Genomic DNA, 24,708 nt, shown 5'->3' with positions numbered 1-24,708 from the left:
TCACGCCCGATGAACACGACGTCGAACCGCACCTGCCTGGCGCGACTCCCCGGCGGCGAGCTGCAGGAGCTGAGCGCCAAGGACTTCGACAGCATCGATGGCCTGCGGAAGAAGCCCGAGCATGTCGTCTGGCTCGACATCGCGTCACCGACCCCCGATGACCTGAAGCTGCTCCGCGAGGAGTTCTCCGTCCATCCGCTGGCCCTGGAGGACCTCGAGAAGCGCAGGCAGCGCCCGAAGATCGACACCTACGGCGAGCAGCAGATGATCGTGACCTACGAGGTCCTCGAGTCGACCGATGCCGATCGCTTTCTCGACCTTGGTGAGCTCCACTTCTTCGCGGGACCTGGCTACCTCGTCAGTGTCCGATGGCAGTCGTCGCCGGCCATCGAGGAGGTCGAGCGGCGCTTCCGGGAGCGGCCGGACGCCGTCGCCCGGACGCCGGGCTCGCTGCTGTACGCCATCCTCGATGCCGCCGTCGATGGCTTCTTTCCCCTTCTGGATCGACTCGCCGACAAGATCGAGGATCTGGAGGAGCGAATCCTGGCGGGGGGACGGACCGGCGACACGCTGCGCATCATCCTGGGTCTGAAGCGCGAGCTGCTCGAGCTGCGGCGCACCATCTCTCCACAGCGCGACGTGGCCAACGCGCTGCTGCGGCGGGACCTGCCCCTGGTCGACGATGCGTCGGCTCCGTACTTTCAGGACCTGTACGACCACCTCATCCGGGTGCTCGACCAGCTCGACCTGCAGCGTGACCTGCTGGCATCGGCGCTGGAGGCCAACCTCTCGGTCACCAGCAACAACCTCAATGCCGTGATGAAGCGACTCACCGCCTTTACCGTGATCCTCATGGTCCCGACCCTCATCGCCGGCATCTACGGCATGAACTTCGACTTCATGCCCGAGCTGAGCTGGCCCATCGGCTATCCCTTCGCGCTGGGAGTGATGGCGGTCGCCATGGTCGGCGCTGGCATCTTCTTCAGGCGCAAGGACTGGTTCTGATGCACGACGCGGCGGGTGACGTTCCGGCCATTGAGGCGATTGACCTGGTGCGCACCTACCGGACTCATACCGGGGTCATGCGCCGCAGGCCGATGACGGTCGAGGCGGTGCGGGGCATCAGCTTCGCGGTACGGCCTGGCGAGCTGTTCGGCCTGCTGGGGCCGAACGGAGCCGGCAAGACGACGACGATCAAGATGCTGATCACGCTCTTGTTGCCGACCTCAGGCACAGCAAGCGTGATGGGCTTCGACGTCGTGCGCGATACGACCGCCGTGCGCCAGCGCATCGGCTACGTCTTCGGCGGGGACCGCGGGCTGTACGACCGGGTCAGCGGACTCGACAACCTGCGCTACTTCGCGGAGCTATACGGAGTCGAGCCGTCGGAACAGAAGGGCCGGATCGCCGCCCTGCTGGAGCTCGTCGGGCTGACGGGACGCGAGAACGAGAAGGTGGAGGGCTACAGCCGCGGCATGCGCCAACGCCTCCACATCGCGCGCGGGCTCTTGCACGACCCGGAGGTGATCTTCATGGACGAGCCCTCGATCGGCCTTGATCCGGTGGGGGCGCGTGAGCTGCGGCAGACCGTGAGGTCGCTCGTCGACGCCGGCAAGACCGTGCTCCTGACCACCCATTACATGTTCGAGGCCGATGCCCTCTGCGATCGAATCGCGGTGATCAACGCCGGCCGCATCGTCGCGCTCGGGACGGGCGCGGACCTGAAGGACGCGATCGCCGAGTGGACCATCGTCGAGATCGAGACCTTCGGCGTGACCGACGAGGCGATCGACCGCCTGCGCCGCGACGACGACGTCAGCGCCGTCAACGTGGAGGAGCGCGACCAGAGCCAGATCCTCCTCGTCCAGAGCGACCGTGGCGCCCACATCACCCAGCGCCTCCTCTCGCTCCTCGGCGACACGCGGGTGGGGAAGGTGGTCGCCCGCGAGCCGACCCTCGAGGATGCCTATGTTCATCTCATCGCCACCACCGGCGACGACGACGCGCGGGCGGCGCGGGCCGCGTCTGTTCAGGTGGGTTAGTGCGATGAGCTGGGGGCGAACGCTGCGCTTGGTCTGGTTCGTCACATGGTTCAACGTGCGGATGCTGCTGGTCAGCGAGTTCTTCATCCTGAACGCGTTCATCGCGCCGCTCATCTTCGCCACGCTTGCCTTCTTCCTGTTCCAGTCGGGCGGCGGAACGGCCGGACACACGCTCCTGTATGTGGCACTCGGCGCGGGGATGATGGGTGTCTGGAGCACTACCATCTTCGGCTGCGGCGGTGCCATCGCCTGGCAACGCTGGGAGGGGACACTCGAGCTCCTGGTCAACGCTCCCACGCGCTACGACTTCATCCTGGTCGGCCAGACCTTCGGGGCGGTGGTGTTCGGGTTCTACGGGATCGTGGCCACCCTCGCCTGGGGGGTCATCCTGTTCGGGATGCCGATTCAGGCGAGCTATCCGCTGATCCTGCCGCTGTCGCTGCTGGCGGCGATCGTCTCGCTCGCCTCGCTGGGCATGCTCATCGCCACCACGTTCGTCCTGTACCGGCACGCCAATGCGCTCAGCAACATGCTCGAGTACCCGATCTGGCTCATTGCCGGCCTCCTCGTGCCGGTCGCAACGCTCCCGTTCTGGGTCCAGCCGATCAGCTGGCTGCTGGCGCCGACCTGGGGGATGGAGGCGATCCGCGGGGCCGCGATCGGTACGGCACCGCCGATCCTGGCCATCCTGATGTGCTTCGTCCTGGCCGTCGTCTACTACGTCGCCGCCCGCGTCACGCTCGTCTTCGTGCTGGCCAAGGCCAGGCGCGACGCAACCCTTTCGCTGCAATGACCGCGCTGACGACGCCGATCTCGCGCATCGCACCCGGGACGCTCCGATCGGCATGGCGCGTCTTCTGGTACGGCGGGCGGATGAGCTACGGGATGCTCTTCAACTGGGCTCGCCCGTCGATCTACATCCCCACCGTGATCGGCGGCCCGACCTTCCAACTCTTCTTCTTCGCCGCGCTGGGCTCCTACGCCACCGACCGGTCGCCGGCGTACTTTGCGATCGGCAACGCGGTCCAGGTGTCGGCGCTGGCAGGCGTGTTCGGTATGACGATGGCGATCGCCAACGAGCGCTGGTTCGGGACGCTCCCCGCCCTGCTCGCCACGCCCGCCAACCGAGCGGCAGTCTTCGCCGGTCGCTTCATGCCGTTCATCATGAATGGCCTGCTGGTGTCGCTGTATGCCTTTGGACTGGGGGTCGTCTTCCTTGGCGTGCGGCTCGCGCCCGGATCCATCCTCGTGGCGGGGCTCGCATTGCTGGTGACCGTCTTCTCGTGCACCGCCATCGGCGCGCTGCAGGGCGCAATCTCGCTCCGTCTGCGCGACGGCCTGTTCGGCGCCAACCTGGTCACCATGGCGATCCTGCTCTTCTGCGGGGTGAACATCCCGCTGAACGAGCTGCCGGGCTGGATGCAGGTGGTCGGCAACCTCCTGCCCTTCACCCACGGCGTCGAGGCCGTCCGCCAGGCGGCGGATGGAGCAGGACTCGGTCAGGTCGGCTGGCTAATCGGCATCGAGGCGCTGGTCGGGGTCGCCTACGCCGCGTCCGCCTTTGCGCTCTTCGTCGTTCTCGAGCGGTCAGCGCGGCGCAACGCCACGCTGGACGTGCGATAGCCTCCCGTAATGACATTCCGGAGGCTGATCCTGGGCCTGCTCGGGGTGTTGCTCGTCGCGGGGCTTGCCTACACCACGTACGTGGGCTACGAGGGCTCGCGCCAGTTGGTGGAGGGGGGTGGCAGCCACCGGGATTGCCGGACGCCCGACCAGCTGTTCGGGTGGACGTACGAAGCGATCAACTACGACAGCGCCGATGACGCGCTCCTGGCGACGCGCAACACCGATCAGAAGAACTGCACCTACACCGGCACGCTTGCCGGCGACGAGGTCGTCACCGAAGACGGGATCCGCCTCGCCGGCTGGTACATCCCCTCGGCCGATGGAGCGGGTCCGACGGCGCCGACGGTGGTCCTGGTGCACGGCTTCGGGGCAACCAAGACCGGCATCCTCGAGTACGGCGAAGGGCTGCACGGAGCCTTCAACCTGGTCGCCTTCGACATGCGCAACACCCACCGCAGCAGCGGCGACCAGACCACTGCCGGCGTCCTCGAGCAGAAGGACCTGCGCGCGATGATCGACTGGCTGGAGCGGACCAAGCATCCAACCAACATCGGGGTGCTCGGCAACTCGATGGGCGCCGCCACCGCCGTCGCCGAGGTGGTAGACGACCCACGGGTCGAGGCGCTGGCGCTCGACTCGATGCACACCCGGATGCGCTACCAGGTCGAGCAGCGGCTGCAGCACGCCGGCCACCCGGCCTACCCAGGCACCTGGGCGGTCTTCCTGGCTGCACAGCTCCGCTTCGGCATCGACCTCGGCTCGGTGGATGCCCAGGACGCGATCCCGGAGCTGACCCGGCTGCCTGTCCTGCTGTCGCACGGGACCGCGGACACCGAGGATCTGCCGGCGCGCACGCAGGCCTTCCACGACGATGCCCTTGCGGCGGGAGTGGAGATCGAGCTGCACTGGTGCGAGGGGGCGGGCCACAACACTCCGGCCGGCATGCCCGTCTGGGTGTGCCGCGACGACTTTTCGGCCTGGATGCTGAACTTCTTCAGCCGCACCCTCGTCGACGGCTAGGCTCTCACCGGTTGCGGTCGAGGCCGGCGAGCAGGCGCATCACCATCCTCACCACCACCAGGGCCGATATCCCGTTGACGTCGAGCGCCGGCACAAGCTCGGTGAAGGCTGCGCCAACGACAGTGCAGCGTTCCGCCACGCCGCCGATCAGGTCCGCCGCTTCGTCGTAGGAGAGTCCACCGGGCGAGGCCCCACTCACCGCCGGCGCAACCGAGGGATCGAGTCCGTCGAGGTCGAAGACGATGAAGAGCGGCGCGCCGAGCGGCAGCTCCCCGAGCAGCCATTCCGCCCCCCGCGCGCGCAGCTCGCGGGCGGTGACGAGCAGGTTCCCGGCAGCGCGCGCAGCGGCCACGTCCGAGGTGCGGGCGCTGCCGACTCCGCGCAGCCCGACCTGCACGATCCGTCCCACGTGGTCCATCTCGGCCGCACGGCGCATCGTCGAGGAGTAGCCGTCCCGCACGCCGGCGACCTCGTCGCGAAAGTCGAGGTGCGCATCAACCTGCAGCACGGTGAGTCGGTTGCCGCCGGCGTAGGCACGCAGGACCGGGATCGGGACGGAATCGTCGCCACCCAGCACGATCGGGATCGCGCCTGACGCCAACAGCGATCGAACCGCTGACTCGGCGCGCGTCGCGTTGCCCGCCCCGTCCCCTGCCGTGCCATCCACGTCGCCCGCATCCATGATGTGCAGCGGAGGCGATCCGACCAGCATCGGCGCATCGAGGTCGAAGTCGTGGTGATCGGCGAAGTTGGCGAGGCGCCGGGAACGAGCGCGGATGGCCTGCGGTGCATCGGCGCAGCCGGCCGTGTGGCCAGGCGACGGGTACGGCACCCCGAACGGGATCCCCAGGATCGCGACCCTAGGCTGTTCGCCGCCAGCCTGCTCGGCTCCCATGGCGGGCAGGCCCAGGAAGGTCGTGTCGCTCACGTGCCAGCCGCGGCAGCCGCTGCACAGTCGGCACATCGGCCGACCACGGTCACGTGCGAGAGGTCGACCTCGAACCCGTCGGATGAGCGCAGGCCGTCGATGATCGCCCGCGCGGCGCCGGCTCGAATCTCCCAGCGGCCCCCGCAGGTGGCGCAATGCAGGTGGCCGTGCACCCCTTCGGGTCCAACGTGAAACTCTTCCCGCCCGTCGGCACCATGCCCGTGCTGCACCAGGCCGAGCTCCTCGAGCACATCCAGCGTGCGATACACGGTCGACGGGATAGTGGCCGGATCGATTGCACGGCAGCGTTCGATCAGCTCGGTCCCAGTGATGTGCCCATCGCTCCCCGCCAGCGCCTCGACCACGGCGCGCCGCTGAGGGGTCCAGCGCAACCCGCGCTCACGGAGCCGTTGACGAACGCTGGCCCAGGGTTCGGGAAGGGGCGTGGCACTGGACATGGGCACAGTATTATCTGCCCGCGTTCCCCGAGACCCTGATCGTCTGTGCTGGAGGGTGGTTCGAGATGGTGTCCGGAGCCCGTTGGCTGTTCCTCGCGCTGGTCTGGATCTACCTGGCCGGAATCCTGGTGCAGGTCTTCCTGGCGGGGACCGGCCTGTTCGGGGTCGCGATGGATTTCGAGCCCCACATCGGCCTGGGATGGATCCTGCACCTCGTACCGGTCCTGTTGCTGATCGCGGCCGCGATCGGTCGGGTCGGGCGGAAGATGCTGTGGTGGACCACCGCGCTCTTGCTGGTCCAGTTCATCCAGCCGATCCTGCCCAGCGTGCGCGCCGACCTGCCGTGGGCAGCCGCGCTGCACCCGGTCCTGGCGCTCATCATCTTCTGGCTGGCGTTCACGATCGGCCTCAAGGCCTGGCACCTGGTGCGAGAGCCGGCGCCGACCCTGGCCCAGCAGCAACCGTAGGAGGGTCCGATGGACTGGCAGCCGTGGCTCGTCTTCTCGCACATTCTGGGCGCATTCGTCTTCGTGCTGGCACACGGGGTCAACATGTTCGTGGCCCTCCGGGTCCGCAGCGAGGCGGACCCGACGCGCGTCACGGCGCTGCTCGACCTGTCGAAGCTGGCGGTGGCGATCGCGGCCATCGCCGTCATCTTCCTGCTTGCGACCGGCATCGCCGCCGGCTTCGTCGGCGACTACTGGGGCCAGCGCTGGATCTGGGTATCGCTCGCGATCCTGGTCCTGCTGTGGGGCTACATGAGCTTCCGCGGCACGATGTATCACGACGCGATGCGCCATGCGGTCGGGAGCATCGGCCTCTACGACAAGAAGGGGACGGAGCCGCCGCCGGCGGACCCGGCGGCGCTGGCCGCTTTGCTGGCATCGCCGCGGGCCATCGAGCTCGCGACGGTCGGAGGCATCGGCCTGGTCGCCATCCTGTACCTGATGGTGTTCAAGCCCTTCTAGGGATCGCCGCTACATGGCGGCCGTCGCCACTGACCCCGTCTGCGTGTCTCCTCCCGGTCGGTGAGCGCCCTCCACAGGCGTTCCGGCGTGGTGGCGAACTCGACCTGGTAGACGTTCTCAGGCGCGGTCATCGGTGCCTCCGGCGGGGCCTGTGCGGACGAGTCGCTGCGGCGGCCTCGCCTTGACTCGCTCGAGCTCGCCCCGTGCCTCGAGGTCGAGCTTCATGGCCATGGCGTACCAGCTCGCGGAGAGTGAGCGGTCCCAGCCCTCGGCCTTCGGGAGCTGCGTCGCCATCGCCTCGAGGTAGGCGTTGAGAGTGATCCCGGGCTCCCTGGCCGGCACGATTTCGAGGACGGTCCGCCGGGCAACCGCGTACGTGTCGGGTGCCAGGCGGGCCGTCTTCTTGCTCGGGTCGGGGTGACGAAGCTGGATACGATCGTCAGCGGTCATCGTCAGCCAGCCGATTCCGCGGGCTCGGCGTACATCAGCGATCCGGGCGTGGTGAGCAGCTCACCGGTCTCCAGCCAGGTCTTCAGGCCGGAGAGAATCATCGGCCAGCCGCCGTAGAGCTCTTCGTTAGCGCCTTCGCGCAGCTGATCATGCGTGACCACCAGGCGGCACGAGTCGCCGACCGGCTCGATCTCCCAGGTGACCCTCGAGAAGCCCTCGTCCTTGACCTCCTCGCTCCAGAGCGCTCGCATGCTCTGCACGAGGCGCCGCGGCGGGTCGACCTCGAGGTTCTCGCCCTCGCCGAGGAGCGTCGGTGAGGCGGGATGGCTGGCCTCGAACCGGGACCCAGGCGTCCAGTCGGAGGTCTGGCGAGAGCCGAAGTTGTACTTCGCCCGCTGATCGGGGTCGGTGATCGCCTGCCACAGGCGCTCGGGTGTGGTCTTGATGTAGATCTCGTAGACCTTTTCCATCGGTGTCTCCAATTCGTGCTTCAGGCCGGTGAGTGCCGCCGCCCAGGGCTCGGTGTATTTGCTCACCCAGCGGTCGTAGATGAGCCGGATGGGCACGGCGTTGAGGAAATGAAGCTTCCGGCGTCCGTCACGACGGGTCGTGATCAGCCCGGCGTCGGCGAGCACGCGCAGGTGCTTCATGACACCGAAGCGGGTCATCCCCGGTAGGGCCGCTTCCAGTTCCGAGAGCGCCTGCCCGTCGCGTTCGCGAAGCGCGTCGAGGAGGGCACGCCGGCTGGGGTCGGCAAGGGCTCGGAAGACTTCCTCGTCCATGGGTGGACTATATGTGACTCGTTAGTCACATATCAAGAGTCCCTAGTCAGTCACCTACGGCGAGCTCTCAACCGATCACCGACGATGGCGGAGACCGCATAGGCCGCGATAATGGCGAGCGTCAGGATGGTCGCCGGCGAGTCCAGCTCGAAGTCACCGCTGTCGGTCGCTGCCTTGCCGAATGCCATAGCTACGAGAATGAGCACAGCGCCCGCGACCACCGCGCTGAGCAGGAACCAGCGTCGGCGAGCGGTCGGGTGAACTGCGACTCGACGCCCCACGCGCGCCGATGCAAGAAGGACGACCGCGAGGGGAATGAAGATCTCGGGCATGGCGTGGTCGGTCTCAAAGTAGGAGCCGGAGCGGACGTCCTCGAAGATCAGGTAGTTCGCCAGCGCGGCGAGAGCGAATGGCAGGACGAACACGATTCCCGGCCACGTGAGCAGCGATTGGCCGAGTCGTCGCCCGACGAACGGGACGATAAAGAGCATCGCCGCACCAAACAGGAGACTTTGCAGCAGCGCGAACTGCTCCCGCTCCGGATCGGCAATGCCGATCTCGCTTGTGATTCGGCTCGCGACGAACAGCGACGCGAGGAAAAGGGCGAAAAACAGCACAAGTGTCGAGCCGATCCAGTTCGCAGAACCGCCGCGGTGGTCGTCAATGGATCTTGACGACCCAGGCCCCACGCCAGCCTCTCTATCCATAGTTCTTGCTTCCTGGCTCCCGTTGCGGCGCAACAGCACCCGGCTTACGTCGTCGAAGGCCGACGTTACACCCGGCGGACCTGCTCGGCCTCTTGGCCCTCGACCGGGCGGTCGCAGGTCGGGCAGTACCAGCGCGCTTCGACTGGCGTGCCGCACGCTGCATGACGTAGTGGCTCGGATTCGCGCGAGACGCGGGAGCCCCAGTCAGCGAGGAGGCGCAGGGCGCCGGCCAGCTCCTGGCCTTCGTCGGTGAGCGCGTAGGCGAAGCGGGGCGGCCGCTCCGAGTAGGGAGTCGCGGACACGATCCGCTCCGTCTCCAGGCGCCGCAAACGGTCGGCCAGGATGTTCGGCGCGATCCCGGTCACGGCCTCCGACAGCTCGTTGAATCGGCGCGGCCCGGGGAGGAGCGCCTCGACCAGCAGGAGGCTCCATCGGTCCCCCACCCGCTCGAGCGCAGCGGCCAGCGGCGAGTCGTGCGCTGCCATGACGGGATCGTACGGCATCGGCCTTGACAAACGGTCCGTGAAGAGTAACTTGCGCATTGCAAGTCACACGCTACCAGATGGAGTAGAGATCAATGGGTCCCATGGACGAGCTTGGTAAGGCGATCGCATCGGTCGCATCAACGGCGGGAGCATCGACGGTCGGCATTGGCAACCGATGGCGCGGCGGATCGGGCGTGGTGGTCGAATCCGGCAAGGTGCTGACCAACGCGCACAACCTGCATGGCGACGAGGTACATGTCTTCTTCGCCGATGGGCGCGACGCTGACGGCAAGGTCCTCGGCGCCGATGGCGATGGCGACCTGGCGGTGATCGGGGTCGACACCGGCGACGCGCCGGCAATTGCGTGGGGGGACGGGGCCGCACTTGGGATCGGTTCGCCAGTTGTCGCGATCGGCAACCCGGCGGGGAACGGACTGCGCGTCACGGTCGGCTACGTCTCCGGCATCGGACGCGAGTTCCGCGGCCCACGAGGGCGTCGTGTGGCGGGGGCGGTCGAGCACACCGCTCCCCTGCTGCCCGGCTCGTCGGGCGGCCCGATCGTCGATGGCGATGGCAAGCTGCTCGGCATCAACACCAACCGGCTGGGGAGCGGCTTCTACCAGGCGATCGCCGCCGATGCGGCGCTGCGTGACCGCGTTGCGGCCCTGGGTCGCGGTGAGGAGCCGAAGCGGCGACGGCTGGGCCTGGGCCTCGCCCCGGCCCACGTGGCGCGGCAGCTGCGTCGCGCGGTTGGGCTCGACGAGCGCGACGGGCTGCTGGTGCGAGAGGTCGAGGACGGCTCTCCGGCCGCCGAGGCGGGGATCGCCGAGGGTGACCTGATCGTGGCCGCCGCCGGGCGCTCCGTGACGAGCGCCGACGACCTGTTCGAGGCGATGGGCTCGGTGGCCGCGGACGCCGCCCTGCCGCTGACCGTCCTGCGCGGCGCGGAGGAGCGGACCGTTACCATCGCGGCGTGAGCCCCGAACCGATCTGCCACCACCTCGACGGCGTCCATCCGGTCCCGGCCCGGGGCCGCTGCTGCGAGGAGTGCCTGGCCGCCGGCGAGCGCTGGCTGCATCTGCGCCGATGCCTGCATTGCGGCCACGTCGGCTGCTGCGACCAGTCGCCGGGCCGGCACGCCTCGGGCCATGCGCGCGAGGCCGGCCATCCGGTAGTCGAGTCGATGGAGCCGGGTGAGGACTGGCGCTGGTGCTTCGTGGACGAGGTCTACCTGGAGGGCTAGCTCCACGGGACGGCAGCTCGACAACCGCCGCTCCCCGGTGAGCGTGAGCGTGCGCACGAGGGGCAGTGTGGCAGACTCCCATGCATGATCAGCACGGTCCGGGTGGTCGGCACGGGGCGGGCCGGCAGCGCTCTCGCCGGGCGTCTGACCGAGCGGGGACTGACCGTGCATGCCGGTCGCGAGCCCTTGGCCGATGCGGAGCTCGTGCTGCTGGCCGTTCCCGATGCGGCAATTGGCGAGGTCGCACGGGAGGTGCCCGTCGGCCCATGGCTGGCCCACGTTTCCGGAGCCACATCGCTGGTTGCGCTGGAGCCGCATACCCGCCGTTTCAGCGTGCATCCGCTCCAGACGCTCTCGCGCGAGCGCGGGCCGGAGCAGCTCGACGGCGCCTGGGCCGCCGTAACCGCCGAAACCGACGAGGCCCGCTCGACTGCTCGCTGGCTGGCGGAGATCTTGGGCCTCCGCCCGTTCGACCTGGCCGATGCCGACAAGCCGCTCTATCACGCAGGCGCTGCCATGGCGAGCAACTTCCTGGTGACCCTCCATCGTGCCGCCGCGCGGCTGCTCGAGGAGAGCCACGCGCCGCCGGAGGCCCTGCTGCCACTGATGACCCGCACCATCGAGAACGGATTCGTCCTGACCGGACCGATCGCCCGCGGCGATTGGACGACGGTCGAGGCGCACCTGCATGCCCTCGAGGAGCGCGCACCCGACCTCGTGCCGCTGTACCGGGCGCTGGCCGAGGCGACCCGCCCGTGAAAGTCGTCCGCACCATCGCCGACCTGCGCGCGGCGCTGGATCCGGGGCCTGGGCGCGCGGCCAGCATCGGCCTCGTGCCAACCATGGGCGCCCTTCATGACGGGCACCGTTCTCTCATTGCCGCGGCGCGCGAAGGATCCGAGCAGGTCGTGGTCAGCCTGTTCGTGAACCCTGCCCAGTTCGGTCGAGGCGAGGACCTGGAGCGGTACCCGCGCGACGAGGCCCGCGACATCGCCAGCGCCGAGGCGGCCGGCGTCGATGTCCTCTTTGCCCCGGATGCGGACCAGATGTATCCCGATGGCTTCGACACCTGGATCGACCCCGGTAAGGTCGGCACCTTCCTGGAGGGCTCCTCAAGACCCGGGCATTTCCGCGGTGTCGCCACGATCTGCACTAAGCTCTTCCTGCTGGTGAAGCCACAGCGCGCGTATTTCGGGCGCAAGGACGCGCAGCAGGTAGCGGTCGCCAAGCAACTCGTCCGGGATCTGGAGCTGCCTGTCGAGATCGTGGCCTGTCCGACCGTGCGTGACGTGGATGGCCTTGCGCTATCGAGCCGAAACGTGTTCCTCTCGCCGGAGGAGAGGCAAGCGGCGCTCATCCTGCCTCGGGCACTGCAGGCGGGCCTCGCAGCGCATCGGTCCGGGAACGATGCCGTGCGCGCCGCCCGTGATGTGCTCGACGCTGAGCCGCGAATCCACGTCGACTACGTGGCCGAGGCAGACCTGGACGGACCGACCCTGGCGGCAGCGGTCGTGGTCGGATCGACGCGTCTGATAGACAATGTCCTCCTTGACGCAGAGGCATAGCCAATGACCACCAGCCATACCAACGTCGGCGAAGCCCAGGTTCCCGCCAAGCTGGCCATCACCGAGCTGTCGGAGATGAAGCGCCAGGGCGCCAAGATCGCGATGGTGACCGCCTACGACGCCGCCGGCGCCCGGTTGGCCGAGGCGGCCGGCATCGACGTCGTCCTCGTCGGCGACAGCGCCGCGATGGTGGTCCTCGGACACGACTCGACGGTCCCGGTGACCATGGACGAGATGCTCTTCTTGACCCGCGCCGTGGCCTCGGCCGTACAGCGGCCGCTGGTGGTCGGCGACATGCCGTTCGGCTCGTACCAGGTCTCGGATCGGGAAGCGGTGCGCAATGCGGTCCGCTTCGTCAAGGAGGGTCGCGCCGACACCGTCAAGCTCGAGGGCGCGGGACGGATGCTGCCCCGCGTGCGGGCCATCGTCGAGTCCGGGATCCCGGTGATGGGCCACCTGGGCCTGACACCCCAGTCGGCCACGGCGCTGGGCGGCTACAAGGCGCAGGGGCGAACGGCCGAGCGCGCGCTCAGGATGCTGGCCGATGCGCTGGCCCTGCAGGAGGCAGGCTGCTATTCGCTCGTGCTCGAGGCCGTGCCCACGCCGGTCGCGGCGCGGATCACGGAGGCGCTCGAGATTCCGACCATCGGGATCGGCGCGGGGTCGCAAGTCGACGGGCAGGTGCTCGTCTACCACGACCTGCTGGGCCTGACCGAGGGGCACACCGCGCGCTTCGTGAAGCGCTACGCGGACCTGGCGACGGTCATCCGCGAGGCGCTGGCCGCCTTCGCCGCCGATGTCCGATCGGGGGCCTACCCGGAAGAGCGCCACACGTACGGCATGCCACCCGACGAGCAGGCCGCCTTCGAGGCTGCGATCGCGGAGGACAAGCCCTAGTCGACCGTCACGCTGCGCTCGATCGCCGTGCGCAGCGTCTCTACCGCTGCGGCACCCAGGCTCAACAGGCCGCCCAGGCCATCCGGCGCAGGGGAGCGGCAGGTCGACAGGGCAAAGACCGCGTCCCCGTCGAGCACCGTGTGCACCGGCGAGATGGCCAGCGCCAGCGCGTCGTGGGCCTGAGCCGCCAGCCGGCTGCAATGCGCACGGTCGAGCGTGGCATCGGTCGCGACCACCGCCAGCGTGGTGTTGGTCCCTGACGGCGGGACGGGCCCCGGGGGTGGACCGGCGAGGAGCAAGGCCGATGCATCCACGAAGTCACCCGCCTCGTCGCGCACGCCGGCCAGGATCCGGCCGTCGCGGGCGACCACGTTCCCGACCGCGTTGGTGATCACCAGCGCGCCGATCGTCGAGCCATCGGGCAGGCGCATCGCCGCGCTGCCGACGCCGCCCGGGCTGGTCAGCTCCGGTCCGGCCAGCTTCCCGACCGTGGCGCCCGTGCCCGCGCCAACCCGGCCCTCCAGCGGTGCATCGCTACGCTCGGCTGCCTGGGCCGCGGCGTATCCGTCGTCGGGTCCGGGCGTGGCGCTCGGGGAGCCGACAAACAGGTCGAACAGGATCGCGGCGGGCACGATCGGCACCGGACGTGCCCCGGTGTCGAAGCCGATTCCGCGCTCGGCCAGGTAGCGCATCACGCCGTCGGCGGCGGCGAGCCCGAACGCCGATCCACCGGCGAAGCAGAGGGCGTGGATTCGCTCGACGAGCGCGGTCGGCCGCAGCAGATCGGTCTCGCGGGTGCCGGGGGCCGAGCCACGCACCTCGACGCCTGCCACAGCGCCGCCATCGGCCAGGACCACGGTGCATCCGGTGACGCCGACGGCATCGGTCGCATGGCCCACCGCAATGCCCGGCACGTCGCGGATGGACAGCATCAGCGCTCCAGCTCGAAGACGAGCTCCAGCCCGTCTTCCGCGTCCCACTGCTCCCCTGTCTGGCGGAACCCGAGCTTGCCGATCAGGTTGAGGGAGCGCTCGTTGTCAGGCGCCACGCTGGCCCGGAACACGTGAATGCCGTGGACGCTGGTCGCCCAGTCGAACGCGGCGCGCACCGCCTCGATCGCATAACCCTGGCCTCGCGCGTCGGGGAGAAGCGTGTAGCCGACCTCCACCATGCCTCGGTCATCGGGGCCGGCGTGGAAATTCAGATAGCCGATCGCCTGCAGGGCACCTTCCGTCGTGCGCAGGAGGATCGGCCGCAACAGCCAGGGAGCGTCGTCGGGCCGGAGCCTGAGTTGCTGGGCGCGCATGCCGGCCAGCCAACGAACCTCGTCGAGCCACGGAATCGGGAGGATCGCCCGGAGATCTGCGCCGACGCTTGCGCCTTCGCCTGCCGCCAGGTGATCCAGCTGATCCAGCGACAGGAGCGGCAGATCCAGGCGCTCGGACCGGATGACGTCATCCGCCTGCATGGCGGTCAGCCTACAGGACGAATCGTGCGGCTTGACGAGGCCCGTGCATGAGTTGGAGCTGGTCGGGGCGAGAGGAGTCAACCCGGCCGTACCCACGTGCCGACTCGTGCTGGCGGTCACGGTTGCTGAGGCACTGGTAGCGGCCTGATCGCAGGACCAGCGTAGGACCATCGGCCCAGTGTGCGCGCGCGCCGTCCGTGGCTAGGGTGAGCCGCATGCGGGGGCTAACAACCGTTCAGGTCGTTCCGGTCACCAGCGTGGCTCCGGTCGCTGGCGCTACGAATGCGCAGCGCGAGGGCGTGGCGCGCGCGGTGCTGACCGCCGCCGCCATCGCGGCAAGCGCGCTGTCGGGCTTCCTCATCATCCGCCTGAGCGGTGGATCGCCAAACCCGTTGAACCACCTGGGCTACGTGCCGATCCTGCTCGCCGCCTACCTGTATGGGCTGCGCGGGTCCCTGCCGGCCGGTGTCCTGGTGGCGGTCCTGTTCGGCCCCACCGCAGCCTGGTTGGGGTTGCCCGGCAGTGTCGAGGGTCCCGAGGCCTGGCTCATTCGCGGCGTGTTCTTCGTGGGCATTGGCGCGACTGCCGGCGTGCTGTTCGATCAGCTCCTCCGCAACGTCGATGGTTGGCGCAGCGCGGCGCGGACGGTGGCTGCGCGCGAGCGACAGGGCATGGTGGCGCTGGCGCGGGGGGCCGAGGCCAGGGACACCGATACCGGCGCCCACATCCAGCGCGTGCACTCGCTGGCCGAGGCCCTGGCGCAGGCGGTTGCGCTGGCACCCGACGAGGCGGAGGCGATCGGCTGGGCCGCCATGCTGCACGACGTCGGCAAGCTGCACATCCCCGACCGGATCCTGCTCAAGCCCGGTCCGCTGACTGCCGATGAGCGAGAGCTGATGCGCCAGCACACCGTCTTCGGCGAGGCCATCCTGTCGGCGGGCGAGGGCTTCGAGACCGCCCGCCGCATCGCGCGCTGGCACCACGAGAACTTCGACGGCAGCGGCTACCCCGACGGCCTGCGCCACGAGCGTATCCCGCTCGAGGCCCGCATCGTGCGGGTGGCGGACGCCTTCGACGGCATCACCAGCGACCGGCCCTACCAGAGCGCGCGCAGCGTTGAGTGGGCATTGGCCGAGCTGAAGCGCTACGCCGGCAGCCAGTTCGACCCCGAGCTGGTCGCTGAGTTCGTGCACCTCGTGGAGGCCGGCCGGCTGCCGCTGAGAGAGGGACCCCTGGCAGCGGCGTAGGCCAACCCGTTGGAGTGCCCCCGCGACTGCGTACCAGTCCGGGGGCTTGGCACGCAGAGAGGTACTCCGCGTGCACCTTGCAGCGTATCAGGTCCGCAACTCCCACCGTTCCCCGGGTGCTAGCGGGTGTCGGCTGGCGGCGGACACAGGACGCGATGGGGCCGCCAGTCCCACGTCGCCGACACGAGCCGGATGGCCCGAGATGGCAACTCGTGTTCGAGCGGCAATTGCTGTGAGCGTCAGGAAACCTTCGGGCATTCCTTGCAGTGGTCCCTGCCGTCGGTACCGAACCGTCGGTTCTGCGGCAAGATCCGCTCGCCATCGGGGCAGTTGCTCTTGTCGTGGTAGACCTGTCGGTCTTCCGGAGAGACGGAGTAGTAGGGCGCAACCCTCGGCATCTCAGACCCATTTACGCATAGTTGCCACCATGACCAAGCATTGTATATGGCACGCCGCAAGGTAACGGACCTGACCATACTGTCAGGGTCCACCGGCCAATTGCGCCAGGCGAGGCGTAGAGGGTGACCGGGGAGTGTGGGATGAGGACCGCGTGCAGAACGTGAGGCAGGGCAGCTCAGGCGTCGGCACGACCGCTTGCGGCAGCTTCAAGCGCGACGCGCTCCTGCCCAAGGTCATCTCCGGCGAGGTGCGGGTGAAGGATGCCGAGCGGTTGCTGGTGGTAGAACCGTGAAGGTCACCCGCATCAGCAAGATCGAAGGGCATCGGGTCTTTCGCGAATTCACCTGGCCAGCGGATCTACGGTCCTTCGGCCAGTTCAATCTGATCTACGGCTGGAATGGTTCGGGCAAGACCACGCTCTCCTCTTTGTTCGGCCATCTTCAGACGCGTTCTGGCGTCGCCCAAGGCAATGTTGAGTTTGAGATCGACGGCGCGAAAGTCTCAGGCCACGATCTGGTGACTGCACGCCTGCCGACGGTTCGAGTGTTCAACCGGGACTTCATCGCTTCCACCATCGTCGCGGCTGGCGAAAGAATGGACCCCATCTACTATTTCGGTGAGGACAGCGTTGAGAAGCAGAAGCAGGTCGAGAAGCTTAAAGATGAGCTTGTCAGGGCAGAAAAGGAGGTGGCGAGGGTCCGGACGGAGAAGTCGAGAGCCGAAAACGCGCTGGACGACTTGTGCATCAACAAGGCCAGGGTTATCAAGGAACTCCTGATCAGTTCGCACGCTCCCAAGTACAACAATTACGACAAGAGGCTGTTCAAGCAGACGATCGCGCAACAGACCGAGGCGTCGGCGGCTGCCGCCCTGCTGCCGGATGATGACAAGGAAAAACTGCGAAAGCAGAAAGATGCTCAGCCCAGAGACACCGTGCCTGGGGTTGCTGTTCAGGTAACTGAGTTCGATGGTCTAGCGATCGAAGCCGAGGTCCTCCTGCAACGGTCCGTGGTGTCGCAGGTCATCGACGAGCTGGTCGGAGATGGGGAAGTCGGCGCGTGGGTCCAGAAGGGTCTGGCGCTTCACTCAGGCGATCGGAAAACCGACAAATGCAGGTTCTGCGATCAACCCCTGCCGGCAGCCCGCGTTCACAGGCTAGAAGCCCATTTCAACGAGGCCTTTGCGAGTTTTCAGTCCGAAGTCGCGGCGCTTGCGAACCGGGTAGAGTCAGAGCGCGAGCGTCTGGCTGCAGTGCTGTTCCCGGACCCGGCCCGACTGTACGACCACCTCGAACCCGAGCTGCAGGAGGCGACGTCACAGGCTCGCCGGATGCTCGAGGAGGCTTCGGCCTACCTCAATGTATTGCGCGAGGTCCTTCTCCGCAAGCGTGAGTCCCCGTTTGAACGCATGTCGTCGGAGAGCGCGCTGCAAGGTACGTCCCGCCCAGATCGCGCCGCCCTGATTCGGGTTATCCAAGCCGTCAATGAAGCCATCGAGAAGCACAACGAGACCACGACCGATTTCGCGAACAAGGTCAAAGAAGCTTGCGAGGCACTCGAGCGATCCTATGCCGCCGAGGCGTTCGCACAGTACCGTCTACTCAGCGACGCGGTGACGGACGCCGAGTCTGCCCTGCAGGCGGTGAGCAATAATCCGCCGATACTGAAGACTAGGATCGAGGCCATCGAGCGAGAGATTGTCGAGCACCGACGGCCAGCCGAAGAACTCAATGCCGAGCTTCGCTCCTATCTTGGTCACGACGAGCTCCACCTGGACGTCAAGGATGCCGGCTATGCGATGACAAGAGGCGGGCAGCCGGCAGGCGACCTCAGCGAGAGCGAGAAGACTGCTATTGCGTTCCTTTATTTCCTGAAGTCTCTGCAGGACAGGTCTTTTGACCTGGCGAATAGCGTGATCTTGATCGATGACCCGGTGTCGAGCCTAGACGCGAACTCGCTGTTCTCCGCGTTCGGATACATGAAGGAACGGACCCAGGGAGCCGGACAGCTGTTCGTTCTGACACACAACTTTGGGTTCTTTCGGCTGGTCAAGTACTGGTTTCATCACCTGCATAATCAGAAGAAGAAGAATCCGGATCTCCGCCCTGCCCGCTTCTACCTGCTAAAGGCATATACCGTAGCCGGGCGGCGGACGGCTTCACTAGGCCCCATGGATCCCCTTCTCGAGCACTACGAGTCCGAGTACCACTATCTCTTCAAGCGGGTCCATGCGGAGGTCCATCGCGCTGACGCACAGGTCATGCTTGAGGAGTACTACGGGATGCCAAACCTCGCACGAAGGCTGGTTGAAACCTTCCTGGCCTTCCGCTACCCAGCTATGCAGGGCGATCTGTTCAAGCAAATGGAAGAGGTCGACTTCGATGCGAAGAAGAAGACGCGCATCCTGCGCTTTCTGCATACGTACTCCCATTCCGGGAGTATCGCTGAACCCGAGCACGACCCCTCGATTCTCTCCGAGACCAGGTCTGTGCTGGGCGAGGTGCTAGAACTGATCGAAAAGTGTGATCCGGTGCACTACAAGGGAATGATAAGCATCGTCGCGACGGCGGAGGGTGAGGGCGATGACGGATAGGCTCACCGAATCCGTCGTCGAGGACGCTGCCCTCGCTTGGCTGGATAGCCTCGGGAGAGAGCACGTCTAAACGGGGCGAGCGTACTGTCCCAGGGCGAAAGAGCGCGACACCTGATCGGGAGCGACGATGACCATCCGTCCCTTCAGCGACAACGAGCTGATGGAGATCAGCAAGATCCTCGGCGAGACGTATGGCGGATTCACAGGGAGCGAGATCGCAACCCTGCTTACGGCATGTGGGTTCCAAGATCCCGGCGGGATTACGAAGCGAGACCGGCTGTTTCTTGGTCTACAAGACGGGCAGACGCGCGACAAATCGGGGAGCCGCGTCGGAAAGCTCATCCAGCTCGCCCTCGATCCCGTGCGGTATCGCGAGAATCGCGACCTGTTCGAGTATCGACGCCACGAGCTCAACTTGATACTCGCGTTCGCAGGGATACAAATCCGGGACGACGGCAAACTGGAGGCTGTCCCAGCGGCGACGACTCTGACCGAGGCTCAGCAGCGAGCCAGCAAGCTGCGTTCGGAACTGGTGAGGCGGGCTATCGCCGCTGACGTCTCACGGTTTTGTCGACCGGAACTGCTCGAAGGCAACTACTTCCACGCTGTCTTTGAGGCGACAAAGAGCGTCGCCCAGAAGCTGCGGGACCGGACTGGGCTGACCGTCGATGGCCACGCGCTTGTCGACCAGGCACTGGGGATAGAAGACAACCGCACGCCGTTGCTCGCGTGGAATTCCCTGACGACCGAGAACGACAGGAGCGAGCACCGCGGCGTTGTCTTGATGATGAAGGGCACATTCTCATACTTTCGGAACCTCCCCGCCCATGTACCCAAGGTTGGCTTCCGGATCGTGACTGAGGAAGAGGCTCTCGAACTCTTGACGATCGTTTCTTTCCTCCACCGGCGGCTGGACGTGGCTGTTACCACGAGTCCTGCACGCTTAGCTTGAAGCGCGCGCCAGCGCGGGCGGCAGGCGCGCAAACGAGGCCCTCTCTATCCTGGCGATTCCCCGTGCTCGGCGAGAGCACTTTCGATTCGCGGCCGAGGAGGCGGCCCGCGGTCAGGCGCTGGTCTGCTGCAGGAAGTCCACGAGAGGCGCGAGGTCGTGCTCCCAGAAGATGGCCACGCCGCCCTCCTGCGCGTCGCGGAGGTTCGTGAGCTTGTAGACGCCGGCCAGCACGGCTGCCGTGATGGCCGTCCGTCCGAACGCCTGGCGCCAGACACCAGCCTTGACTAGGACGTCATTGTTCAGCCGCTTCACGCTGTTCACCGGGCTGTTACTGACCTTGCACTCCAGCAGCAGGAAGCGGCGGTCTCGGAGGCGGGTGGGTACGTCGCACTTGCGGCCCACGACCCGCGTCTCCCGACAGAACTCGCCCGGCTCTAGACCGCCCCCTACCGTGATCGGGCGACGTGCCACCTCCTCGAATCCGTGCGCCTCCAGAAGGCCACGCACCGCCGCCTCTTGCCGACCCGCGGACTCGCTCCGGCGGCCCATCTGCGCCTGCTGCGCCGCCCGTAGACCTGCGGTCCACCGTATCGCCAAGCCCCGTTCTTCGATGGTGGGTGGCCGGGGTCGCGTCTCGACGAGCCACGGGAACCGCTCCGGGTCCACCGCAGCCAAAATCACCTCCGCCGCCAAGCGGCCCAGCTCAGGGTCAAGGCGTCGGCGGTCACTGATGGCTCTGCCCGCCAGCGTGTCTAGGTCGTCGCCGCTGATCGCTGGCGCGGCCAGGTAGCGGGCGACCTGGAGGAGGGGCGGCAGGGCTGCCAGCGCCGCGCCGTCCGCGAAGGCGAGTAGGTTGTCGGTGTCCGCGAAGAGTTGCTCGATGAGTACCACGTTGGCGGCGAAGTGGGCGCGATAGCTGGCACTGCCCTCAGCCATCCGGTCCTCGATGAACTGCGCGATTGCCACGCGTCGCTGCCGCTCCAATTCCTCATCGGCCCAAGCCGACGGTGCCACCAGCCCTGTCATCGAACCCACCGCTCGGCGTCGGGGACGACCAGGGCCTCCATCTCTCGCGGCTCGAACTTCTCCAGGCCACCGTGGTAGGTGCGCCCGCGGCCGCGGAAGCTCTCCCGCAGCCCGTTCAGGTGCAGGACGAGGGCGCCCAGCTCCTCCTCGCTCAGCTCGCGATACGGGTAGAGCCCGTGAGCGATGTTCACGAGGGCAAGGCCGTCGGGGTTGAGGGCGAAGACCGGCGGTCGGCGTGCCATGTAGGAAGCCACAATGGGCGGCGAGCGAAGCCGGCCATGGTGCCACCACGGAATCCGGTGCGAGGTGATGTACCGGTCAACAATGGCCGGTGCGTCCGCCGGCCGGCGCTCTCCCCGCCGGAGATAGCGGTCCAAGGCGGGGTGAGCCGTGCGGTCCACGTCGCGCGGAGGCGCAAGCAGGAGGCGCCGGTCAGGTCCATCACGGACCACCCCACCAGCGTCGAGCACCTCCACCGCTGAGGTGATCGCAGGCCGGCACCATTCGAGGATGCCCAGCTTGGCGGCTCGTTCGCGGGTGAGGAGGAAGTAGTCGTTTGCCCCGGTCACGACGCCTCGACTGACGCGGCCGATGGTGCCTAGCGTCGGGCCAGACACCGGGGCGACGTGCGGGCGGAGTAGACCGGTCCACCGATGGTTCAGTTCGAGCTGCTCCCGAGGGAGTGCGCGGCCACCATCTAGACCGTCAAGGGCATCGAGATCGGACACCGACTCGAGGCGCACGCGTTCGGGGCGCGCACCCGCACGGAAGCACGCGATCGCAGCCGTCGTCATTACGTCCGCAAACGGCACGGCTGTGGGCTCCAAAACGTGGAGAGACTCCAAGCCCAAGCCGTCCATGAGGAGCTGGCGGATCAGGGCGCCGTAGCCGATGTCGAGCCACTCCGCGCTGGTGACGAAGGTGCCCACGTCCCCCGGCTCGACAAAGAGTGCGGTGGCCAGGAAAAAGTACGCATGTAGCCCGGACAGACTGGAGACCGGGCGACCGAGAGCCGCCCCGGCGGTCGCAGCCCAACGCTTGACCTCAGGCTCAAGGTCGTGGTGTCGGACATACGGGGGGTTCCCAATCCAAGCGGTGCGGCCGGGTATCGCGGGCAGCTTGAGACCGAGGTAGTCGGTATGCAGCACAACGGGGCGCTCGGCACCCAAGACCGCGAGCGCGGCGCGGGTGAGAAGCGTCGCCAACGGGTCTCGGTCGACCGCGACGATTGGCAGCGCGGGCCGGCGTCGTGCAATCTCGGCGGCGAATCTGCCGCTGCCGCAGCCTGCGTCCACGACCCGCTCCGGCGCTTGCGCGAGCGCCCACTCCACCATCGGCTCCACGATGGCTGCCGGGGTGTAGAACGCACCGTCCGGGCGTCGGTCGGCAGGTGACCGCCAGCGGAGAAGCTGCTCGCCGAGAGGATCGCTCCCGAGGGTAATGCTGAGGCGGGCCTCAGTCTGAGCGGCGGTCTCAGTCGGCGGCAGATCGCGGGCGACGTTGAGGAGGACGCGTTCCGCCTCGGTCAGTGGACCGCCGCACTCCTCGGCGCCAAGGTCAAGCGCCAGGCGCACGAGCAAAGCTCCGGCCGTGGGTTCTAAGGCGGGTGAAGCGGGGCGGGGGAACGCAACGGCCATGCCGGCATCATGCCACCGGGACGCGACAGCTCGGAGGTCGTGAGTGCGCGCCGGCCTGGAGGCAGGACCGAGCCGCCCTACAGGGGCCACCCGCTCAGGGAGTCCTCGAAAGGCGTCCCACGCGCGGCGCGTATCCCCACGAGCCACAGCAGGTCTTCGTTGTAACCTCACCCGGCCCTCGTGATTAGGGATCTGACCCTGCGCTAAGAAAGCCCGAGCGGTTCATCAAGGGCAAGTCTGCATCGGTTCAGGCTGCGAAAGCCTCGGCGCGGGTCAGCAGGTCATCCACCCCTTCCAGGCGGCGAGCCAGCCCGCGTTCAATGAGACCGTCCAGGCCATGTCGGCGCAGCAAGCCGGCTTGGTCGCAGTGTTGTGAGGCGTATTCCGAAGCCAGCGCCAGGAGGATGTCGCGCGGTTCGGCGAACGGCGCCACGCCTTCGATAAGGAGGTCAAAGCGCCGCGACATCGCCGGGAAGCTGTCGGCCACGACTGCGATGCATCCCAGCATTGCCGCGTGTTGCGGGCCGAGTTGGGCGACGAAGCGCAGACCACCGAAACCAACGCCCTTACGGGCTTCTAAGCCGCGCGCGAACGCGGGTAGCTCGTAGATCAGGAAGCGCGCGTGCAGGCGGGATCGATCGAGGGTCCCTTGGTCCGCCGCCGCGATGTAGGGGCGCACCCGCGATGGAACGGCATAGCGGAGCATGGCGTTCCAGGCGAATGACGGACGCCCGGTAAGCCACGGCTTCGCCCCAGGGAGGCCGTCGGTGCGGCCCCGGTGCAAGCCCACCAGGCGCTCCAGATTCGATCCCGCCACCGAGTCGATCCGGTCCACCAGCGCCCATAGCACGGGAGCCAAGGCCGCTGCCGCATCCAGCGCAGCGCCACCCATCCGGCCTGGTCGCAGCATGCGCATGAGCCTTGGCAGGTTTCGTCTCGCGATGCGGTCAACACGGTCGAGTGAGCGGTCAGAGCGAGACAAGCGTGCAGTAGGGAGCGGCGATCGGAGCGCCACCTTGAGCATGTCCATCGGGATATCCCAACCGTCGACCCAAAGCAGGACCGCGAGCGCCTTGCGAGATCGTGTCAGCCGCCGCAGGGCGCATAGCGCCAAGAGCTGCTCCACGACGCGCGGCCGCAGTTCGGTGGCGAAGCCATGGAACCCTACCGAGCGACGCGTCGACGTCGGCGGGATCAGCCGAGCCTTGGCGAAGAGATGGACATGCGACGGCGTGATCTCCGTGAAGCCCGCGGCCCGGGCGGCCTCGGCTAGGAATCGGTAGACCGGAGCTTCGCCTCCATCGCGCTCGGGGGACTTTGCGTGGTGAGTTGGCGCGGGCTCGAGTGAGACCTTGCGCGACGCGCGGGTGGAACCCGTCGCCTGACGGAGGTGGGACACCGCAAGACCCCCACAACCTCAGTTAGCACGATCGGTCCCCCCGGTAGCCGCCGAGCTGCCGGCGGGGATCGAGTCAGGGAGAAATACGTGGGATCTCCCCCATCGGCGAGGGTAGCACGCACTAGCCCCGGACCGCCGGACTCGCGGCTGCGTGTCCGGCGCTTGGCAGCGCGCGACATGCTCCGGGACTTGGCACCCGCCAGCCTCTTCCTACTCCTGACGGATCCTCCCTACGACACGGTCCACCGCCACGGCGGCGAATACCTACGCCACTGGTTTCGGGGGTCGCTGAGCTGGCCGCAGATCGGCCGGATTCTGGGCATGGCGCGGCGCCGGATGGCCGCCGATGGCCAGGCCATGGTGCTCACCAACGAGGCCGGACTACCCGCCGCGCAGGCCGCAGTGCGTGCCGCCGGCTTCGCGCGCCAGCGGCTGGTGGTCTGGGACAAGCAGCAGCCGGGCTTGGGCAGTGGCCTGCGCCATCAGGTCGAGTACGTGGTGGTCGGCCTGCAGCCGGGCTCGCGAACCCTGGCGGGCCGCGATCTGGTGTCGGTGCCGGCGGTGGCGTCGCGCTTAGCCGGCCGTTACCCGACCGAGAAGCCGATCGAGCTGGGCCGCCAACTGGCGGCCATCGCTGGCGTCCGGCGCGGCGACCTGGTGGTCGACCCGTTCTGCGGCTCCGGCGCCCTGCTGGTCGGTGCCGCCGATCGCGGAGCGCGCGTCCTCGGCGGTGACATCTCGGCCCGCGCGGTGGCGATAGCCACAAGACGGCTGGCAGCCCTGGCTCCCCGTCCGGCGCCGGGCCCCGCACCGGGGC

At 67.6% G+C, this 24,708-nt stretch carries 28 protein-coding genes; 17 read left to right on the top strand and 11 right to left on the bottom strand.

What is annotated here, in order from left to right; all coding sequences use genetic code 11:
• The first annotated feature begins 9 nt into the window (after positions 1-9).
• Genes corA through WEB29_02385 form a run of 5 tightly spaced genes read left to right on the top strand, consistent with a single transcriptional unit; the run spans position 10 to position 4,688 of the window.
• Entirely contained in the window at positions 10-1,005 is a 996-nt protein-coding gene (gene corA, locus WEB29_02405) for a magnesium/cobalt transporter CorA (GenBank protein ID MEX2135801.1), read from the top strand.
• Positions 1,005-2,042: an ABC transporter ATP-binding protein gene (locus tag WEB29_02400; protein MEX2135800.1), complete on the top strand. Its 1,038-nt coding sequence runs from the start codon at positions 1,005-1,007 to the stop codon at positions 2,040-2,042. The genes corA and WEB29_02400 overlap by 1 nt, the downstream gene beginning before the upstream one ends.
• A gap of 4 nt (positions 2,043-2,046) precedes the next feature.
• Positions 2,047-2,835, top strand: a complete 789-nt coding sequence (locus WEB29_02395; GenBank protein MEX2135799.1) for an ABC transporter permease — start codon at positions 2,047-2,049, stop codon at positions 2,833-2,835.
• Positions 2,832-3,665: an ABC transporter permease gene (locus WEB29_02390; GenBank protein ID MEX2135798.1), complete on the top strand. Its 834-nt coding sequence runs from the start codon at positions 2,832-2,834 to the stop codon at positions 3,663-3,665. The genes WEB29_02395 and WEB29_02390 overlap by 4 nt, the downstream gene beginning before the upstream one ends.
• A gap of 9 nt (positions 3,666-3,674) precedes the next feature.
• Complete coding sequence (locus WEB29_02385; protein ID MEX2135797.1) at positions 3,675-4,688, top strand: alpha/beta hydrolase; 1,014 nt, start codon at positions 3,675-3,677, stop codon at positions 4,686-4,688.
• A gap of 4 nt (positions 4,689-4,692) precedes the next feature.
• On the opposite strand, the gene WEB29_02380 is transcribed toward WEB29_02385, so the two are convergent.
• Positions 4,693-5,616, bottom strand: coding sequence for an arginase family protein (locus WEB29_02380; GenBank protein MEX2135796.1), 924 nt, complete (start codon positions 5,614-5,616; stop codon positions 4,693-4,695).
• On the bottom strand, positions 5,613-6,074 hold the full coding sequence (locus WEB29_02375; protein ID MEX2135795.1) for a Fur family transcriptional regulator: 462 nt from the start codon (positions 6,072-6,074) through the stop codon (positions 5,613-5,615). Before WEB29_02375 ends, WEB29_02380 begins: the two co-directional genes overlap by 4 nt.
• 65 nt (positions 6,075-6,139) lie before the next feature.
• Here WEB29_02375 and WEB29_02370 point away from each other — a divergent pair, with 65 nt between their 5' ends.
• Complete coding sequence (locus WEB29_02370) at positions 6,140-6,541, top strand: DUF6220 domain-containing protein (GenBank protein ID MEX2135794.1); 402 nt, start codon at positions 6,140-6,142, stop codon at positions 6,539-6,541.
• Between the two features lie 9 nt (positions 6,542-6,550).
• The gene (locus WEB29_02365; protein ID MEX2135793.1) at positions 6,551-7,042 is read left to right on the top strand and encodes a hypothetical protein; all 492 of its coding nucleotides are present in this window, start codon (positions 6,551-6,553) and stop codon (positions 7,040-7,042) included.
• 117 nt (positions 7,043-7,159) lie between these two features.
• Here WEB29_02365 and WEB29_02360 read toward each other — a convergent pair whose 3' ends face one another.
• The 4 genes from WEB29_02360 to WEB29_02345 all read right to left on the bottom strand — a co-directional run bounded on the left by WEB29_02360 (position 7,160) and on the right by WEB29_02345 (position 9,466).
• Positions 7,160-7,492, bottom strand: a complete 333-nt coding sequence (locus WEB29_02360; protein MEX2135792.1) for a hypothetical protein — start codon at positions 7,490-7,492, stop codon at positions 7,160-7,162.
• A gap of 2 nt (positions 7,493-7,494) precedes the next feature.
• Positions 7,495-8,274: an SRPBCC domain-containing protein gene (locus WEB29_02355; GenBank protein ID MEX2135791.1), complete on the bottom strand. Its 780-nt coding sequence runs from the start codon at positions 8,272-8,274 to the stop codon at positions 7,495-7,497.
• 50 nt (positions 8,275-8,324) lie between these two features.
• Positions 8,325-8,891, bottom strand: a complete 567-nt coding sequence (locus WEB29_02350) for a hypothetical protein (protein ID MEX2135790.1) — start codon at positions 8,889-8,891, stop codon at positions 8,325-8,327.
• Between the two features lie 155 nt (positions 8,892-9,046).
• The gene (locus WEB29_02345) at positions 9,047-9,466 is read right to left on the bottom strand and encodes a helix-turn-helix domain-containing protein (GenBank protein ID MEX2135789.1); all 420 of its coding nucleotides are present in this window, start codon (positions 9,464-9,466) and stop codon (positions 9,047-9,049) included.
• A gap of 101 nt (positions 9,467-9,567) precedes the next feature.
• On the opposite strand from WEB29_02345, the gene WEB29_02340 reads away from it, so the two are divergent.
• From WEB29_02340 to panB, 5 genes are all read left to right on the top strand, one after another.
• A complete protein-coding gene (locus WEB29_02340) occupies positions 9,568-10,443 on the top strand; it encodes a trypsin-like peptidase domain-containing protein (protein ID MEX2135788.1) in 876 nt (291 codons plus the stop codon).
• On the top strand, positions 10,440-10,709 hold the full coding sequence (locus tag WEB29_02335; protein MEX2135787.1) for a UBP-type zinc finger domain-containing protein: 270 nt from the start codon (positions 10,440-10,442) through the stop codon (positions 10,707-10,709). Before WEB29_02340 ends, WEB29_02335 begins: the two co-directional genes overlap by 4 nt.
• 84 nt (positions 10,710-10,793) lie before the next feature.
• Positions 10,794-11,468 (top strand): DUF2520 domain-containing protein, encoded by a 675-nt coding sequence (locus WEB29_02330; protein ID MEX2135786.1) that lies wholly within the window; start codon positions 10,794-10,796, stop codon positions 11,466-11,468.
• Positions 11,465-12,274, top strand: a complete 810-nt coding sequence (gene panC / locus WEB29_02325) for a pantoate--beta-alanine ligase (GenBank protein MEX2135785.1) — start codon at positions 11,465-11,467, stop codon at positions 12,272-12,274. The genes WEB29_02330 and panC overlap by 4 nt, the downstream gene beginning before the upstream one ends.
• Before the next feature lie 3 nt (positions 12,275-12,277).
• Complete coding sequence (gene panB, locus WEB29_02320) at positions 12,278-13,171, top strand: 3-methyl-2-oxobutanoate hydroxymethyltransferase (GenBank protein MEX2135784.1); 894 nt, start codon at positions 12,278-12,280, stop codon at positions 13,169-13,171.
• On the opposite strand, the gene WEB29_02315 is transcribed toward panB, so the two are convergent.
• Positions 13,168-14,103: a P1 family peptidase gene (locus tag WEB29_02315; protein ID MEX2135783.1), complete on the bottom strand. Its 936-nt coding sequence runs from the start codon at positions 14,101-14,103 to the stop codon at positions 13,168-13,170. The genes panB and WEB29_02315 overlap by 4 nt on opposite strands.
• The gene (locus WEB29_02310) at positions 14,103-14,639 is read right to left on the bottom strand and encodes a GNAT family N-acetyltransferase (GenBank protein MEX2135782.1); all 537 of its coding nucleotides are present in this window, start codon (positions 14,637-14,639) and stop codon (positions 14,103-14,105) included. The genes WEB29_02315 and WEB29_02310 overlap by 1 nt, the downstream gene beginning before the upstream one ends.
• A gap of 215 nt (positions 14,640-14,854) precedes the next feature.
• Between WEB29_02310 and WEB29_02305 the strand changes: the two genes are divergently transcribed.
• The 4 genes from WEB29_02305 (at position 14,855) to WEB29_02290 (ending at position 19,829) form a co-directional block, all read left to right on the top strand.
• Complete coding sequence (locus WEB29_02305) at positions 14,855-15,886, top strand: HD-GYP domain-containing protein (protein ID MEX2135781.1); 1,032 nt, start codon at positions 14,855-14,857, stop codon at positions 15,884-15,886.
• A 550-nt stretch (positions 15,887-16,436) separates the two neighbouring features.
• A complete protein-coding gene (locus tag WEB29_02300) occupies positions 16,437-16,577 on the top strand; it encodes a hypothetical protein (protein MEX2135780.1) in 141 nt (46 codons plus the stop codon).
• Positions 16,574-18,877: an AAA family ATPase gene (locus WEB29_02295; GenBank protein MEX2135779.1), complete on the top strand. Its 2,304-nt coding sequence runs from the start codon at positions 16,574-16,576 to the stop codon at positions 18,875-18,877. Before WEB29_02300 ends, WEB29_02295 begins: the two co-directional genes overlap by 4 nt.
• A gap of 127 nt (positions 18,878-19,004) precedes the next feature.
• Positions 19,005-19,829 carry a TIGR02391 family protein gene (locus WEB29_02290; protein MEX2135778.1) on the top strand — a complete coding sequence of 275 codons (825 nt, stop codon included), beginning with the start codon at positions 19,005-19,007 and terminating at the stop codon, positions 19,827-19,829.
• A 111-nt stretch (positions 19,830-19,940) separates the two neighbouring features.
• Here WEB29_02290 and WEB29_02285 read toward each other — a convergent pair whose 3' ends face one another.
• The 3 genes from WEB29_02285 to WEB29_02275 form a co-directional block, all read right to left on the bottom strand.
• Entirely contained in the window at positions 19,941-20,855 is a 915-nt protein-coding gene (locus tag WEB29_02285; GenBank protein ID MEX2135777.1) for a XamI family restriction endonuclease, read from the bottom strand.
• Positions 20,852-22,429: a methyltransferase gene (locus tag WEB29_02280; protein MEX2135776.1), complete on the bottom strand. Its 1,578-nt coding sequence runs from the start codon at positions 22,427-22,429 to the stop codon at positions 20,852-20,854. The genes WEB29_02285 and WEB29_02280 overlap by 4 nt, the downstream gene beginning before the upstream one ends.
• 310 nt (positions 22,430-22,739) lie before the next feature.
• Positions 22,740-23,522, bottom strand: a complete 783-nt coding sequence (locus WEB29_02275) for a hypothetical protein (protein MEX2135775.1) — start codon at positions 23,520-23,522, stop codon at positions 22,740-22,742.
• Positions 23,523-24,080: 558 nt separating this feature from the next.
• Between WEB29_02275 and WEB29_02270 the strand changes: the two genes are divergently transcribed.
• Positions 24,081-24,708: DNA methyltransferase (locus WEB29_02270; GenBank protein MEX2135774.1), on the top strand; the 628-nt coding region annotated here is incomplete at its 3' end.

Source organism: Chloroflexota bacterium, from assembly GCA_040902225.1.
In the GTDB taxonomy this organism is placed as follows: domain Bacteria; phylum Chloroflexota; class Limnocylindria; order QHBO01; family QHBO01; genus CF-167.
Note: the sequence above shows the minus strand (reverse complement) of the source record. Positions and strands in the feature narration are given on the sequence as shown.